Here is a 13731-nt window from a genome sequence, read left to right on the forward strand (position 1 = left end):
CCGGATGGGGACGGGTGGACGGTCGATTCTAGCCCCAGCCGATGGCGGCTATCCCCCCACGCATCCACAATACGGTCATGGATCGTGGAAAGCCGCCTCTTCGGGCACGCTTTCCAGGCGGATCCGGTTGGCGAACAGCGAGAACGCCAGCATGCCCGCGAGGCCATTGGCGCGCTCCACCCAGCGCGGCAGCCAGCGCGCCGGTACCAGCACGCCGGCCTGGAACAGCGGCGCGAAGCGTTGCACATCCACCAGCGTCATCTTGCCGGCGAACAGCCAGCGGCACAGGTGCAGCTGCTGCTGGCGCAGCGCCCAGCGGAAGAAGGTGTGCACGTCCACCAGCCCTCGCAGGTAGACGGTGTCCTTGGTGAAGGCGTGGCCGCCGCTGGTGGGCACGCCGCGGAACACGCGCTGCGCCGAGGCGAAGCTGTCCTCCGGCGACTGGCCGGCATCGAGGAAGTAGTGGAACACCTGGATGAAGTCGGCGCCGTCCAGCGCCATCGCCACCGCCTCGATGCGCAGGCTGATGCGCTTCATGCGGCCGATGTCGATGTGGCCGGTGATCTGCTCGGCAAAGGTCGCCAGCCCCTCCTGCGTGGCGGTGACGCGCGGCGACGGCAGCGACAGGCTGGGCAGCATGGTCTGGTGGCGGCCGTTGAGCGCGGTCAGCGAGTGCACGAAGGCCTCGTGGTGCAGCAGCTGGTAGCGGTCGTAGTCGCGGAAGGCGGCACCGTGGCGCAGGCGGATGCGGGTGGCGCCGGCGGCGGCCTTGGCGATCAGGTCGGGGTCCAGCACCACCTCGATCATGCGGCCGTCGAAGAACTCGTCCAGGTCACGCTGCAGCTGCAATTGCAGGGCGGTGGCGGAGATTTCGACGTGCTCGCTCGGCGCCATCAGCTCGCGGTCGAGTTCGTTGGCGATCTCGATGAAGTGGTGGGCGGCCTCACGGGTGGTGGGGCCATTGCCGGGCAGGGCCTCGGCCGGGCCGCCATACAGCTCAAGCGAGTGGCCGGTGACCTCGGTGGTGCCTAGCGCCCCGAGCATGGCCGCGGCGGTGCACCAGCTGCGCGCCGAGTCGGCGACGTACTGGCCCAGCGGGTGGGTTTCGTCGGCCTCTTCGGCGATCAGGTCCAGCTCGTGGCGGGTCTGGCTGAAGTCCAGGCGCGGGTACTCGATCTGCGGCAGGTAATGCTGGCCGCGGGCGTGCGCCGCGAGGAAGCGGAATTCCTCGCCGGCGGGCCAACTGGCCATGGCGAGGATGCGGATGCCTTTGGCGGCCTTGACCAGCCGCGCGTCGAGGGCGGCATGGTGGTGCACCTCGGGCGAAAAGTGCGTGGTATCCACGGTGTGGTTGTCGACCTTTGCCGCGCCAGCGTCAAGTACTCAGTGACGCCCGTACTTGTCGTCCAGGCGTTTGTTGAGTGCCTTGCCCAGCACCTTCTCCTCGGCCTTCTGCGCGCGACGGTTGGCCAGGCGGTTGGCCGCGCCGGCCACCTCGCCGCTGAGCTTGAGGTAGTGGCCGAAGCGCTGGGGGTCCAGCGTGCCCGCGGCGATGGCGGCCTGCACCGCGCAGCCGGGCTCCTTGCCATGTTGGCAATCGCGGAACTTGCACTGTGCCGCCAGCGCCTCGACATCGCCGAAGTTCTCGGCCACGTCCTCCTCGCCGGTGGGCTTGAGTTCGCGCATGCCCGGGGTGTCGATCAGGCAGCCGCCATGGGGCAGCGGCAGCAGCGCACGGTAGGTGGTGGTGTGGCGGCCGCGCGAGTCGTGCTCGCGGACCGCGTTGGTCTTCATCCGCTCCTCGCCCAACAGGGTGTTGGTCAGGGTGGATTTGCCTGCCCCGGAGGACCCCACCAGCACCGCGGTACGCCCGGGCTGCAGCCACGGGACGAGCTGCGCGACGCTGGCCGGGTCCTTGGCGTTGACCGTGCACACCGCCACGCCCTGCTCGGCCAGCATGGCGCGGGTCGCGTCGGCCTCCGGCGCGGTGGCGGGATCCGCCGCGGCCAGGTCGGCCTTGGTCAGCACCACCACCGGCTCAGCGCCGCCGCGCACCAGCAGCAGGTAGCGCTCGATGCGCCTCGGGTTGAAGTCCAGGTCGAGCCCGCAGACCACGAACACGGTGTCGACGTTGGCCGCGATCAGCTGCTGGCGGTAATGCTCGCCCGCGGCGCCGCGCTTGATGCTGGTCCGGCGCGGCAGCAGGGCCACGATCTGCGGCTTGTGGTTGGCCAGGTCCTGGATCAGCACCCAGTCGCCGACACCGGCCCGCTGCTCGGGCGGAAAGCGCGGGCGCTGCCATTCGGGCAGGGATTCCACGCCGAAGGTGCTGTCCGGCCCGTCGGCCACCACGTAGCCGCTGCGGTGCTGCTCCACCACCCGCACCGGGCGGGCCTGGGGATGCTGCGCCATCGCCTCGCGCCAGGCCACGGGTTCCGGCTGGCCGTCGGCGGCCAGGGGCCAGCCGATCGCCTGCAGGGCGGTGGTATCAGGGCTCAAGCGGTGCGGGCGTGGGTGGTCATGGCGCGATTCTAGACCAGCCACGGGGGCATGGCGGGGTCGTAGGCGCTGCCTCCGCCGGGCGTGGTGGGGACTTTTCGGGACCCGGCGAGGGGTCGGGACGTCCGTAACCGTCACGGAATTGGGCACTTTGGCGGAAAAATCTGCCGTATGGGGCACCGATTTCGGAGAATTTTCGGCTAACCTGCTAATCCCTCCTCACGTTCCCGCCCTGCCAATGTCTCCCCCGAGCCTGAAAACCCGCGACCGCCTGTCCGAAGTCCGCTACGAAATCCGCGGAGAGCTGGCCCGGCGAGCCCGTGAGCTGGAAGGCCAGGGACGCAAGCAGATCAAGCTCAACATCGGCAACCCGGGCGCATTCGGGTTCCGCGCGCCGGAACACCTGCAGCGGGCCATCGCCGACCAGATCGCCCGCACCGACCCGTACACCCACCAGCAGGGCCTGCCGGCCGCGCGCGAGGCCGTGGCCCGCTTCTACAGGGAGCGCGGCACGCCCAACGCCTCGCCCGAGCGCGTGTTCATCGGCAACGGCGTCAGCGAGCTGATCGACCTGTCGCTGCGCGCGCTGCTCAACCCCGGCGACGAGGTGCTGCTGCCTTCGCCCGACTACCCGCTGTGGAGCGCCGCGACCATCCTCAACGACGGTCGCCCGGTGTACTACAGCTGCCTGCCGGAGAACGGCTTCCTGCCCGACCCGGAGGAGATCGAGTCGCTGGTGTCCTCGCGCACCCGCGCGATCGTGCTGATCAACCCCAACAACCCGACCGGCGCGGTGTACCCGCGCGAGCTGCTGCTGAAGATCGTCGACATCGCGGCCCGGCACGGCCTGCTGATCATGGCCGACGAGATCTACGACTCCATCACCTACGACGGGGCGAAGTTCGAGCCGATCGCGCCGCTGGCGGGCGAGATCCCGTGCCTGTCGTTTGGCGGCCTGTCGAAGGTGCACCGTGCCTGCGGCTGGCGCGTGGGCTGGGCGGTGCTGTCCGGCGACCCGCTGGCCAGCGGCGACTACCACCACGCGATGGACCTGCTGGGCGCCCTGCGCCTGTGCGCCAACGTGCCCGGCCAGTTCGCCATCGAGGCGGCGCTGCACGGCGAGGACACCATCACCCCGCTGTGCGAGCCGGGCGGCCGACTGTACGAGGCGCGTCGCGCGGTGGTCGAAGCGGTGGCCGCCAGCAGGCACCTGACCCTGGTCGAACCGGCTGGCGCGCTGTACGCGTTCCCGGGCGTCGTGGGCCCGGCGGCGAAGGATTTCGACGACCACCGCTTCGCGCTGGAGCTGCTGGAAACCGAGGACGTGCTGGTGGTACCGGGCTCCAGCTTCAACGTGCCCTACCGCAACCATTTCCGCGTGACCTTGCTGCCGGAACCGGCCGACGTGCGCGAGGTGTTCACCCGCATCGAGCGCGTCCTCGACCGCCACGCCGAGCGGGCGCAGGCCGGGGAGTTGCGCGCCATCGCCTGATGCCGGGCACTCCGGCCCGTCGGCACGGCACGCCCACACGCAGCGGGCTAACATCAGCCCATTGCCCACGCCCGAGCCCGCCATGGCCACCGACCCGAATGCCCTGACCTACCTCGCCCTGGGCGACAGCTACACCATCGGCGAGGGCGTGGCCCCCGGTGACACCTGGCCGGTTCGCCTGACCCTGGCATTGCGCGAGGAAGGCGTGCCGCTGGAGTTCCCGCGCACCATCGCCGCCACCGGCTGGACCACCGACGAGCTGATGACCGCGATGGACCTGGCGCAGCCGCCGCTGGGCGAATACGACTTCGTCAGCCTGCTGATCGGCGTGAACAACCAGTACCGCGACCGCAGCTGTGCCGACTACGCCGGCGAGTTCGGCGAGGTGCTGGAGCGCGCGGTGCGTCATGCGCGCGGGCGCGCGGACCGGGTGCTGGTGCTGTCGATCCCGGACTGGGGGGTGACCCCGTTCGCCGCAGACCAGGGCCGCGATTGCGCGCGCGTGGCAAGCGAGCTGGACGAGTACAACGCCTGCGCTCGCGGCGCCTGCGAAGCGCACGGCGTGGCTTTCGTCGACATCACCGACATCAACCGCCAGCGCGGCGCCGAAGCGGGCATGCTGGCCGCCGACGGCCTGCATCCGTCGGCGGCGATGTACGCCGAATGGGCGGCGCAGGCGCTGCCCGTCGCGCGCAAGCTGCTGGCCAACGCCTGAGCGAAGCCGACAGCGCGCCGGGATCAGTCCGGCACCACCGTGCGATAGCCCTTGGCGGCAAGCCGCTGCAACAGCAGCTCCAGCATGGCCACGTTGCGCCCATGCGGCGCGCCTTCGTGCATCAGCACGATGGCGCCGGGGGCCAGGTCGCGCTCGATCCGCGCCACCACCTGCTCCGGGTCGGCGGCCACGCCGTCGAAGCCGCGCGCGCTCCACGCCACGCGCGTCAGTGCGTGCGGCTTCAACGCCGCGGCGACAAACGGGTTGGACATGCCCACCACGGCGCGGAACCAGCGCGGCGGTCGCCCGGTGAGGTCGGTGAGCGCACGCTGGCAACGCTCCACTTGGTGGCGCATGCGCAGGGGCCCCAGCGCCCAGAACCAGGCCGCCGGGTGGCTCATGCTGTGGTTGCCGATGCCATGGCCGCGACGGACGATGTCGCGCACCAGCGCCGGTTGCGCCACCGCGCGCACGCCGACGAGGAAGAACGTGGCCTTGGCGCCGTGCGCATCCAGCAAGTCGAGGATCGCCGGGGTGTCGGCGGAGGGGCCGTCATCGATGGTCAGCCAGACCTCGCGCCGCTGCGTGGGCAGGCGGGTCAGCACGGGGGCCAGCACCGGCGAGCCGGGGCGGAAGGTGCCCCACAGCAACAGGCCATGGCTGCCCAGCCAGACCGGGATGGCCGCCTGCCAGCCCCACGCCCACCACAGCGCGGCCAGCAGCACGTGCGCGCCGGCGAACCACAGCAGCCACAGGTGCGGGAAGACGGGCGGACGGTGTACGGACGTGGCTGACATGGGTCAAATGATCGCACGTCGGTTCACCGCCCCTGCAGCGACCCACGGCGTAAAATGGCGCATTCCCCCGCTTGATGGACCCCGCCATGTCACTCGACCCTGCCCTGCGCGCCCGCATCGAATCGCTGCTGGCCGCCAACAACGTCGTCCTGTTCATGAAGGGCGAACCGCGTGCCCCACAGTGCGGCTTCTCGGCCAAGGCCGTCGGCGCGCTGTCGGCGGTGGGCGTGGACTACGCGCATGTCAACGTGCTGGCCGACGCGGAGATCCGCGAGGGCATCAAGGTCTACGGTGAGTGGCCGACGATCCCGCAGCTGTACATCGGCGGCGAGCTGGTCGGCGGCAGCGACATCATCGAGCAGATGGTCAATTCAGGCGAGCTGTACAGCGTGCTCGGCCTGGCCCAGCCCGACCGCACCCCGCCGAGCATCACCATCACCCCCGCCGCCGTGCAGATGCTGCGCGAGGCGGTGGCCAACGCCGGCGAAGGCTATGCCCTGCAGGTGGAAGTCGACCCGCGCTTCAATGCGCGCCTGCAACTGGGTCCGGTGGACGCCAACGCCATCGCGGTGGAGCAGGATGGCATCCGCGCGCAGTTCGACCTGGCCAGCGCGCGCCGCGCCGAAGGCCTGACCATCGACTGGGTGGACGACGCGCGCGGCCGCGGCCTGGTGATCGAGAACCCCAACGCACCGGCCAAGGTGCGCGAACTGTCGCCGGCCGACACCGCCGCGCAGGTGGAGGCAGGCACGCTGACCCTGGTGGACGTGCGCCCGTTCGACGAGCGGATGATGGCCTCGGTGCGGTTGCCGTTCTCCACCTTCGACGATGAAGGCCGGGGCGCGCTGGAAGCGCTGCCGAAGGACACCCCGCTGGCGTTCCTGTGCCACCACGGTGGCCGCAGCCAGCAGGCGGCGGAGCATTTCCGCGGGCTGGGCTTCAGCAAGCTGTTCAACGTCACCGGCGGCATCGACGCCTGGGCCACCGAGGTGGATTCCAGCATCGGCCGCTATTGATGAGGAGCGGCTGAGCCACGACGCGCGTCGTGGCTCAGCCGCTGAAACCGCCTTCGTCCAGGAAGACCTGTTCCTCGACGGTGGTGGTACGCCCAAGGGCCGCATTGCGATGCGGGAAGCGGCCAAACCGCTCGATGATGTCCAGGTGCAGCTTGGCCCAATGGTCGGCATCCTCGCCGGCCAGGCCGCGATGCAACTCTACCGAGCGCTGCTGGTCACCCAGGTCCTCGGAATGCTCGAACGGCAGGTAGAAGAACACCTGCAGCAGCGGGTCCACCTCGCGATCGAACCCGGCTTCGACCGCCCGCCCGGCGTAATGCCGGGCCAGCGCGTCGGTGGCGTAGGCGTGGGCACTGTCGCGAAAGATGTTGCGCGGGATCTGGTCGAGCAGGATCAGCAGCCCCAGCGCACCGCTGGCGTGGCTCATCCACGACTCCAGTTCGCGGCGCGCGGCGCAATGGTGGGCGGCGAGGAAGCGGGTCGCGCACTCGCGGTCGAACGCGTCGCTGCGGGAGAACCAGCGCTGCGGGCCGGCCTCACGCCAGAATTCGACCACCTCCTGCGCCGTGACCTGCGGCCCGCTGCGCTGTCCGTCCGGCCCTTGCCCATCCAGGTTCATTCCGCATCCTCCTCGCTGCCCAGTTGCGTTTCCAGCTCCGCCGCCCACGCGGTGGTGATGCTCTCCAGCGTGACGGCATGGATCAGTGGCCGGATGGGGCCACCGGCATACGACTGCGCGATGAAGCGGGCATATCGTTCGCGGAAGGCGAGCCAGGCGCGCTGCGCCTCGTCGAAGATCGCCAGGCCCTCGGCGTCCAGCTGCGCACGCAGGTGCGCGATCAGGGCGACCAGCCGGGTGTCGGCCTCGGTGTACGCCTGGCGGGCGTGGCGGACGATGTCGGCCGGATCGGCGTCGTCGCTGCCGTGGCGCGCGACTTCCTCGGCCTTACTGAAGTAGCTGTCGGCGATGCGCGCGGCGCTTTCGGCCTTGCCCAGCAGGCGGTGCTCGAAGCGGCGCAGGTCATCGAGGTTGAGGTTGGCCCCTTCCAGCCCCTGCTTGAGCGCCAGCAGCCGCTGGTGGCGGTCGATGGCCTCGGCCGTGCCGCGCCGCTCCACGCGCCGCTGCACGAAATAGAACATCCAGGTCAGCGCCGCGCCCAGCAGCAGGTAGATGGCCTTGTCCATGGTCTCCTCCTCCCCCTTCAACGGCACCCAGTGTGCCGCCAAAGCGTCGCAGGCACTGCGATGGCGGCCGCTACTCGTCGAAGCGCAGGTGCCGCACCGACTTGCCGTTGCGGCGGATCAGCTTCAGCGCCTCGATCCCGACCTGGATGTGGTTTTCCACGTACTCGGCGCTGACCTTGGCATCGCTGGCCTCGGTCTTCACCCCTTCCGGGATCATCGGCTGGTCGGACACCAGCAGCAGCGCGCCGCTGGGAATGCGGTTGGCGAAGCCGGCGGCGAAAATGGTCGCGGTTTCCATGTCGATGGCCATGCAGCGCATCGTGCGCAACCGCTCCTTGAACGCCTCGTCGTGCTCCCACACGCGGCGGTTGGTGGTGTAGACGGTGCCGGTCCAGTAGTCGTGCCCGAGGTCGCGGATCATCGTCGACACCGCGCGCTGCAACGCGAACGCGGGCAGCGCGGGCACCTGCGCCGGCAGGTAATCATCGCTGGTGCCTTCGCCGCGGATGGCGGCGATCGGCAGCACCAGGTCGCCGAGCTGGTTCTTGCGCTTGAGCCCGCCGCACTTGCCCAGGAACAGCACCGCCTGGGGTTTGATCGCAGACAGCAGGTCCATCATCGTGGCGGCGTTGGGGCTACCCATGCCGAAGTTGATCATGGTGATGCCGTCGGCGGTGGCGCTGGGCATCGGCCGGTCCAGGCCCACCACCTGCGCCCCCGTCAGCCGGGCGAAGTGGTGCAGGTAACCGCCGAAGTTGGTGAGCAGGATGTGCTCGCCAAAGCCGTCGAGCGGCACCCCGGTGTAACGCGGCAGCCAGTTGTCGACGATCTCGTTCTTGCTCTTCATTCGCACCTCGCGTGGTTGCGTCGTCGCGTTTTGCGCATTCTGGCATCGGCCATGACGATCGTCATGGTTGGCAGCGCGCGCCCTGCCCGCTAGGGTGCGGAACGGGTCCACGGTTCGCGTGGCCCGCGCCAGACCAGGGGAATTCCGCACCATGTCCACACCCAGCACCGCCGTGCTTGCCGCGGCGCTTGCCGCCACCTTGGCCTGCGGCAACGCACTGGCCGCCTCCGCGCCCCAGTCGCGCTTCGTCGCCGACCCCTACCCCAGCACCTACCGCGTGATCGCCGCGCCGCCGGTGCTGATCAGCAACGCCACCGTGCTCACCGGCACCGGCACGCGGCTGGAGGGCGCCGACGTGCTGCTGCAGGAGGGCAAGGTCGTGGCGGTGGGCACGGGCCTGGCGGTCCCCGCCAACGCCGTGCGCGTGGACGCCAGCGGCAAGTGGGTGACCCCGGGCATCATCGACGTGCACTCGCACCTGGGCGTGTATCCCAGCCCCGGTGTCAGCGCGCACAGCGACGGCAACGAGATGACCGCCCCCGTCACCGCCGCGGTGTGGGCCGAGCATTCGGTATGGCCGCAGGATCCGGGCTTCAGCACGGCGCTGGCCGGCGGCGTGACGTCGCTGCAGATCCTGCCGGGTTCGGCCAACCTGATCGGCGGCCGCGGCGTGACGTTGAAGAACGTGCCCGCGACCAGCTACCAGGCGATGAAATTCCCCGGCGCGCCGTGGGGCCTGAAGATGGCCTGCGGCGAGAACCCCAAGCGCGTATATGGGGGCAAGGCCGGCCCCGCCACGCGCATGGGCAACGTGGCCGGCTACCGCGCGGCGTTCATCGATGCCAGCGAGTACCTACGCAAGAACACTCCCAAGCCGGCGAAGAAGAAACACTGGTGGGAATCGCCCAACGGCGACAAGGCCGACAGCGACAAGGACACCGGTGGCAAGCGCGACCTCAAGTTGGACACGCTGGCCGGCGCCATCAACGGCGACATCATGGTGCACATCCACTGCTACCGCGCCGACGAGATGACCACCATGCTCGACCTGGCCAAGGAATTCGGCTTCAAGGTAGCCGCCTTCCATCACGGCGTGGAGGCGTACAAGATCGCCGACCGCCTCGCCGCGGAAGGCGTGTGCGGCGCGCTGTGGGCCGACTGGTGGGGCTTCAAGATGGAGGCCTTCGACGGCATCCAGGAAAACATCGCGCTGGTCGACAGGCCGGCGGGCAGCTGCGCCATCGTCCATTCCGACTCCAGCGAAGGCATCCAGCGCCTCAACCAGGAAGCGGCCAAGGTGATGGCGCAGGCGCAGCGGGCGGGGATGCAGATCGCACCCGAGCATGCGATCCGCTGGCTGACGCAGAACGCGGCCAAGTCGCTGGGCATCCTCGACCAGACCGGCACGCTGGAGCCGGGCAAGATGGCCGACGTGGTGCTGTGGAACGGCAACCCCTTCAGCGTGTATGCCAAGGCCGAGCAGGTGTACATCGACGGGGCGCGCGTGTACGACCGCAACGACCCGGCGCGCCAGCCGCGCTCGGACTTCCTGATGGGCCAGGGCGCGACCGACGGAGGTGCCCGATGAACCGCCGCCTGTTGAACCGCTCGCTGCTTGCCGCGGGCCTGTTGCTGGCCGCGTTCGGCGCATCGGCGCAGGACCTGCTGATCCGCAACGCCACCGTCCACACCGCCGGCACGCAGGGGACCCTGCAGAACGCCGACGTGCTGGTCGTCGGCGGCGAGGTCCGCGCCGTGGGCACCGGCCTCACCGCGCCAGCCGGCGCCGAGGTGATCGACGCGCAGGGCCGCCCGCTGACCCCGACCCTGTTCGGCGGCATCACCGAGATCGGCTTGGAGGAGGTCTCCGGCGAGCGCGCCACCGTCGACCAGGCGCTGGCGCTGGGCAAGGGCGGCGAGATGTCGGTGCGCCCCGAGTTCGACGTGACGCTGGCTTTCAACCCCGAATCGGTGGTGATCCCGGTCAGCCGCATCGAAGGCATCGGCTGGACCCTGCTGGGCGCCAACGCGACCCAGGGGGGTTCGCTGGTCGGCGGCCAGGGCGCCGTGGTGCGCCTGGATGGCGGCCCGGACCCGGTCGGGCCGAAGGTACTGTTCGTGAAGCTGGGCAGCGAGGCGTCCGGGCTGACCGGAAATTCTCGCGCCGGCCAGTGGATGATCCTCGACCAACTGATCGACGAGGTCCGCGGACGCATCGCCCCCGGCTCGCACGCGGCGCTGCTGACGCCGGCCGGCCGCGCTGCGCTGGCGCGCTACCTCGACGGCGGCGGCCGTGTGGTGGTGCAGGTGCACCGCGCCGCCGACATCCGCCAGCTGCTGCGCTGGGCCGGACGGCACAAGGTGCGCGTCGCCGTCGCCGGCGGTGCGGAGGCCTGGAAGCTGGCCCCGCAGCTGGCCGCTGCCAAGGTGCCGGTGTTCGTCGACCCGCTGGCGAACCTGCCGTCGGACTTCGACAGCATCGGCGCCAGCCTGGAAAACGCCGCGCGGTTGCGCGCGGCGGGGGTGGCCGTCGGCTTCACCCAGGCGGGCGACGCCTCGCACCACGCGCGCAAGGTGCGCCAGCTGGCCGGCAATGCGGTGGCCGCGGGGTTGCCGTGGGAAGACGGCCTGGCCGGCCTGACCCGGGTGCCCGCCGAAGCCTTCGGCGTGGCCGGCGAGCTCGGTCGCATCGCCCCGGGCCAGCGCGCCGACCTGGTGCTGTGGAGTGGCGACCCGCTGGAGGTCAACAGCGTCGCGTTGCAGGTGTGGATGGACGGCGCGGCGATCCCGATGCGCAGTCGCCAGACCGAATTGCGCGACCGCTACCTGCGCGCCGTGCCTTCGGCCGAACAGGGTGGGTTGCCGCGCGCCTACCCGCCAGCGGGCGGCGTCCGCTGAGGCTCCCATGTCCGTGGCGCTGCTTCCAACCCTCCTGCTCGGCACTGCATTCGCGCTGCAGCCGCCGGGCGAGTTCCACGGCGACGAGCCGGTGGCCCGCCATGGCGAGCAATGGCTGGCGCTGCGCCGCGACGGCCGGGAAGCTGCGCTGGTGGGTGCACGGCTGACGGTGACCCCGGTTTTCGACGCGGTGCTGGACTCCCCGGGCGGCGCGAGTGGCCGCGCGGTGGCGTCCGATGCGGGCGACGAGCAGATCATTGCGTTCCTCCGCGGACCCGGCCTGCGCAGCGGCCGGGTGCTGGCGGCCGAAGTGGAAGAGATGGTCCCTGCGGCTGGAGACGCCCCCGCGTGGCATGTCCGCCTTGGCGGGCACGCGTACCGCATTGCCACCGGCTGCCGGGCCGCCGGGGCTGGCCGCGACGCGGACAGCGCCGCCAACGACGCGATCCAGTGCGAGGTGACGCTGCACCATGCCGACGGCCGTCGGCAGGCGCTGGCGCGCATGGGTGGCTATCGCGATTCCGCGTCGATCCTGCGACCCGGCGACGACGCCGCGCCTGCGCTGCTGTTCGCTGGCGACCTGGATCGTGACGGCCGACTCGACCTCGTGTTCGACACCACCGATCATTACAACGTGTCGCGCCCGACCCTGTTCCTGTCCTCGACCGCCCGCGATGGCGAGCTGGTCGGCGTAGCCGCGCAGTACCAGTCCGTAGGCTGTTGAGCCGCACGCGCCCTCCTCCTTCCTGAGTCTCTGCCATGCCCCCTGTCCCCACCGACCTCCCCTGGCTTCCCATCCTGGCCGCGACCGCCTCGTCGTTCGTGCTCGGCGGGCTGTGGTACGGGCCCCTGTTCAAGAAGGCCTGGTGCCGGGAAGCGGGCATCGATCCCGATGCTGCACCGCGGCACCAGGGGCGGATCTTTGCCACGGCGATCGTCTGCGCCCTGCTTTCGGCCACGGTGTTCTCCACCCTGCTGCCGGTCACGGCCACGGCGGTGGACGGCTTCGGGGTCGGCTTCGTGGTCGGCCTGTTCTTCGTGGCAATGAGCTTTGGCATCAATTACGCCTTCGCCCAGCGCAGCCTGAAACTGTGGATGATCGACGGCGGCTACCACATCGTGCAGTTCATCCTGTTCGGGGTGATTCTCGGCGCCTGGGGCTGAGCCCCCGTTCAAACGGACACCCCCTCCCAAGGGCGGGCGCGACCATGTGATGCGCGTCCGGTTTTCCCGCTATGCTTCGTTCAAAACCCGCCGTCAGAGCGGTATCAGGCAAGTAGGGAGGGTGCGATGCGTATTGGACTTGTGGTCGATTCGGCCTGCGATCTGCCGAAGGCGTTCCTGGATCAACACAACTTCACCATCCTGCCAATCACGGTGCGCATCGGCGAGGCGGTGCTGGCCGATCACCGGGATGAGCAGGCGACGCTGGAGTTCCTGCACTCGCACGTGGCCGCGCGCGGCCACGAAGCCGAGACGATGCCATTCACGGTGCAGCAGATCCATGATCTGTTCCTGAACCGGTTGGTGATCGACTACGACTATGTGTTCTGCATGACGATCACGAAGACGCGCAGTCCGATCTTCGACAACGCCAGCCAGGCCAGCTTCTCCATCCTCAACGATTACCGTCCGATCCGTTCGGCCGCCGGGCACGACACGCCGTTCGCGTTGCGCGTGATCGACACGCAGAACCTGTTCGCCGCGCAGGGCGTGCTGGCGGTGGAGGCGGCGCGCCTGGTCGCTGCCGGCGAAGGTGCACCGAAGATCCGCGCGCGGCTGGAAAACCTGGCGCTGCACACGCACGGCTACCTGATTCCGCCGGACCTGTACTACCTGCGGAATCGCGCGCGTACCAAGGGCGACCGCAGCGTCGGCCTGCTCAGCGCCGCGCTGGGCACGGCGCTGGACATCAAGCCGGTACTGCACTGCAACCGGGGCGAAACCGGCCCGGCGGCCAAGATCAAGGGCTTCGAGCCGGCGGTGCAGAAGACGCTGGAGCACGTGGCACGGCGCGTGGAGGCGGGCGACCTGCTGACGCCAACGGTGTGCATGAGTTACGGCGGTGAACTGGAAGGACTACACCGCCTGCCGGGCTACGAGAACCTGCGCGCGGCATGCCGGGCCAACAACGTCGAGTTCTTCGAGAGCGTCATGAGCCTGACCGGCATGGTCAACGTGGGCAAGGGCGCGGTGGTGGTGGGATTCGCCGCCGAAGGGCAGAAGTTCAGCGGCTGAACCCACGACGACGGCGCGGCGCTGCGCACGCCGGCCATCGCCTC

At 70.0% G+C, this 13731-nt stretch carries 14 protein-coding genes; 8 read left to right on the plus strand and 6 right to left on the minus strand.

Annotated elements, in window-relative coordinates; translation table 11 throughout:
- Nucleotides 1–75: 75 nt before the first annotated feature.
- Complete coding sequence (locus AC3ARF_RS13410) at nucleotides 76–1344, minus strand: flavohemoglobin expression-modulating QEGLA motif protein (RefSeq protein WP_498928717.1); 1269 nt, start codon at nucleotides 1342–1344, stop codon at nucleotides 76–78.
- Between the two features lie 39 nt (nucleotides 1345–1383).
- The gene (gene rsgA / locus AC3ARF_RS13415; protein WP_498928719.1) at nucleotides 1384–2499 is read right to left on the minus strand and encodes a ribosome small subunit-dependent GTPase A; all 1116 of its coding nucleotides are present in this window, start codon (nucleotides 2497–2499) and stop codon (nucleotides 1384–1386) included.
- Nucleotides 2500–2737: 238 nt separating this feature from the next.
- Between rsgA and AC3ARF_RS13420 the strand changes: the two genes are divergently transcribed.
- Both AC3ARF_RS13420 and AC3ARF_RS13425 read left to right on the plus strand, forming a co-directional pair.
- Nucleotides 2738–3991, plus strand: a complete 1254-nt coding sequence (locus tag AC3ARF_RS13420) for an aminotransferase class I/II-fold pyridoxal phosphate-dependent enzyme (protein WP_498928721.1) — start codon at nucleotides 2738–2740, stop codon at nucleotides 3989–3991.
- Nucleotides 3992–4073: 82 nt separating this feature from the next.
- The gene (locus AC3ARF_RS13425) at nucleotides 4074–4706 is read left to right on the plus strand and encodes an SGNH/GDSL hydrolase family protein (RefSeq protein WP_498928722.1); all 633 of its coding nucleotides are present in this window, start codon (nucleotides 4074–4076) and stop codon (nucleotides 4704–4706) included.
- 23 nt (nucleotides 4707–4729) lie between these two features.
- Here AC3ARF_RS13425 and AC3ARF_RS13430 read toward each other — a convergent pair whose 3' ends face one another.
- On the minus strand, nucleotides 4730–5503 hold the full coding sequence (locus tag AC3ARF_RS13430) for a polysaccharide deacetylase family protein (protein ID WP_498928724.1): 774 nt from the start codon (nucleotides 5501–5503) through the stop codon (nucleotides 4730–4732).
- Nucleotides 5504–5589: 86 nt separating this feature from the next.
- Here AC3ARF_RS13430 and grxD point away from each other — a divergent pair, with 86 nt between their 5' ends.
- A complete protein-coding gene (grxD, locus tag AC3ARF_RS13435) occupies nucleotides 5590–6519 on the plus strand; it encodes a Grx4 family monothiol glutaredoxin (RefSeq protein ID WP_498928726.1) in 930 nt (309 codons plus the stop codon).
- Between the two features lie 34 nt (nucleotides 6520–6553).
- On the opposite strand, the gene AC3ARF_RS13440 is transcribed toward grxD, so the two are convergent.
- The 3 genes from AC3ARF_RS13440 to AC3ARF_RS13450 all read right to left on the minus strand — a co-directional run bounded on the left by AC3ARF_RS13440 (nucleotide 6554) and on the right by AC3ARF_RS13450 (nucleotide 8551).
- The gene (locus AC3ARF_RS13440; RefSeq protein WP_498928728.1) at nucleotides 6554–7138 is read right to left on the minus strand and encodes a DUF924 family protein; all 585 of its coding nucleotides are present in this window, start codon (nucleotides 7136–7138) and stop codon (nucleotides 6554–6556) included.
- Nucleotides 7135–7704: a lysozyme inhibitor LprI family protein gene (locus AC3ARF_RS13445; RefSeq protein ID WP_498928730.1), complete on the minus strand. Its 570-nt coding sequence runs from the start codon at nucleotides 7702–7704 to the stop codon at nucleotides 7135–7137. Before AC3ARF_RS13445 ends, AC3ARF_RS13440 begins: the two co-directional genes overlap by 4 nt.
- A 70-nt stretch (nucleotides 7705–7774) precedes the next feature.
- Nucleotides 7775–8551 (minus strand): AMP nucleosidase, encoded by a 777-nt coding sequence (locus AC3ARF_RS13450; RefSeq protein ID WP_498928732.1) that lies wholly within the window; start codon nucleotides 8549–8551, stop codon nucleotides 7775–7777.
- 151 nt (nucleotides 8552–8702) lie between these two features.
- Between AC3ARF_RS13450 and AC3ARF_RS13455 the strand changes: the two genes are divergently transcribed.
- The 5 genes from AC3ARF_RS13455 to AC3ARF_RS13475 all read left to right on the plus strand — a co-directional run bounded on the left by AC3ARF_RS13455 (nucleotide 8703) and on the right by AC3ARF_RS13475 (nucleotide 13687).
- Entirely contained in the window at nucleotides 8703–10139 is a 1437-nt protein-coding gene (locus AC3ARF_RS13455; RefSeq protein ID WP_498928734.1) for an amidohydrolase, read from the plus strand.
- Nucleotides 10136–11449, plus strand: coding sequence for an amidohydrolase family protein (locus tag AC3ARF_RS13460; protein ID WP_498928736.1), 1314 nt, complete (start codon nucleotides 10136–10138; stop codon nucleotides 11447–11449). The genes AC3ARF_RS13455 and AC3ARF_RS13460 overlap by 4 nt, the downstream gene beginning before the upstream one ends.
- Before the next feature lie 7 nt (nucleotides 11450–11456).
- Nucleotides 11457–12173, plus strand: coding sequence for a hypothetical protein (locus tag AC3ARF_RS13465; protein ID WP_498928738.1), 717 nt, complete (start codon nucleotides 11457–11459; stop codon nucleotides 12171–12173).
- Nucleotides 12174–12208: 35 nt separating this feature from the next.
- A complete protein-coding gene (locus AC3ARF_RS13470) occupies nucleotides 12209–12613 on the plus strand; it encodes a DUF1761 domain-containing protein (RefSeq protein ID WP_498928739.1) in 405 nt (134 codons plus the stop codon).
- 126 nt (nucleotides 12614–12739) lie between these two features.
- Nucleotides 12740–13687: a DegV family protein gene (locus AC3ARF_RS13475; protein ID WP_498928741.1), complete on the plus strand. Its 948-nt coding sequence runs from the start codon at nucleotides 12740–12742 to the stop codon at nucleotides 13685–13687.
- Nucleotides 13688–13731 lie beyond the last annotated feature (44 nt).

The sequence above is a fragment of the Lysobacter sp. KACC 24251 genome, from assembly GCF_057747755.1.

Excerpts from the sequence above, each read along its gene's own strand:
- AC3ARF_RS13420 (WP_498928721.1), top strand. The coding sequence starts at position 2,738 with ATGTCTCCCCCGAGCCTGAAAACCCGCGACCGCCTGTCCGAAGTCCGC.
- AC3ARF_RS13425 (WP_498928722.1), top strand. The coding sequence starts at position 4,074 with ATGGCCACCGACCCGAATGCCCTGACCTACCTCGCCCTGGGCGACAGC.
- AC3ARF_RS13430 (WP_498928724.1), bottom strand. The coding sequence starts at position 5,503 with ATGTCAGCCACGTCCGTACACCGTCCGCCCGTCTTCCCGCACCTGTGG.
- grxD (WP_498928726.1), top strand. The coding sequence starts at position 5,590 with ATGTCACTCGACCCTGCCCTGCGCGCCCGCATCGAATCGCTGCTGGCC.
- AC3ARF_RS13440 (WP_498928728.1), bottom strand. The coding sequence starts at position 7,138 with ATGAACCTGGATGGGCAAGGGCCGGACGGACAGCGCAGCGGGCCGCAG.
- AC3ARF_RS13445 (WP_498928730.1), bottom strand. The coding sequence starts at position 7,704 with ATGGACAAGGCCATCTACCTGCTGCTGGGCGCGGCGCTGACCTGGATG.
- AC3ARF_RS13450 (WP_498928732.1), bottom strand. The coding sequence starts at position 8,551 with ATGAAGAGCAAGAACGAGATCGTCGACAACTGGCTGCCGCGTTACACC.
- AC3ARF_RS13455 (WP_498928734.1), top strand. The coding sequence starts at position 8,703 with ATGTCCACACCCAGCACCGCCGTGCTTGCCGCGGCGCTTGCCGCCACC.
- AC3ARF_RS13460 (WP_498928736.1), top strand. The coding sequence starts at position 10,136 with ATGAACCGCCGCCTGTTGAACCGCTCGCTGCTTGCCGCGGGCCTGTTG.
- AC3ARF_RS13465 (WP_498928738.1), top strand. The coding sequence starts at position 11,457 with ATGTCCGTGGCGCTGCTTCCAACCCTCCTGCTCGGCACTGCATTCGCG.
- AC3ARF_RS13470 (WP_498928739.1), top strand. The coding sequence starts at position 12,209 with ATGCCCCCTGTCCCCACCGACCTCCCCTGGCTTCCCATCCTGGCCGCG.
- AC3ARF_RS13475 (WP_498928741.1), top strand. The coding sequence starts at position 12,740 with ATGCGTATTGGACTTGTGGTCGATTCGGCCTGCGATCTGCCGAAGGCG.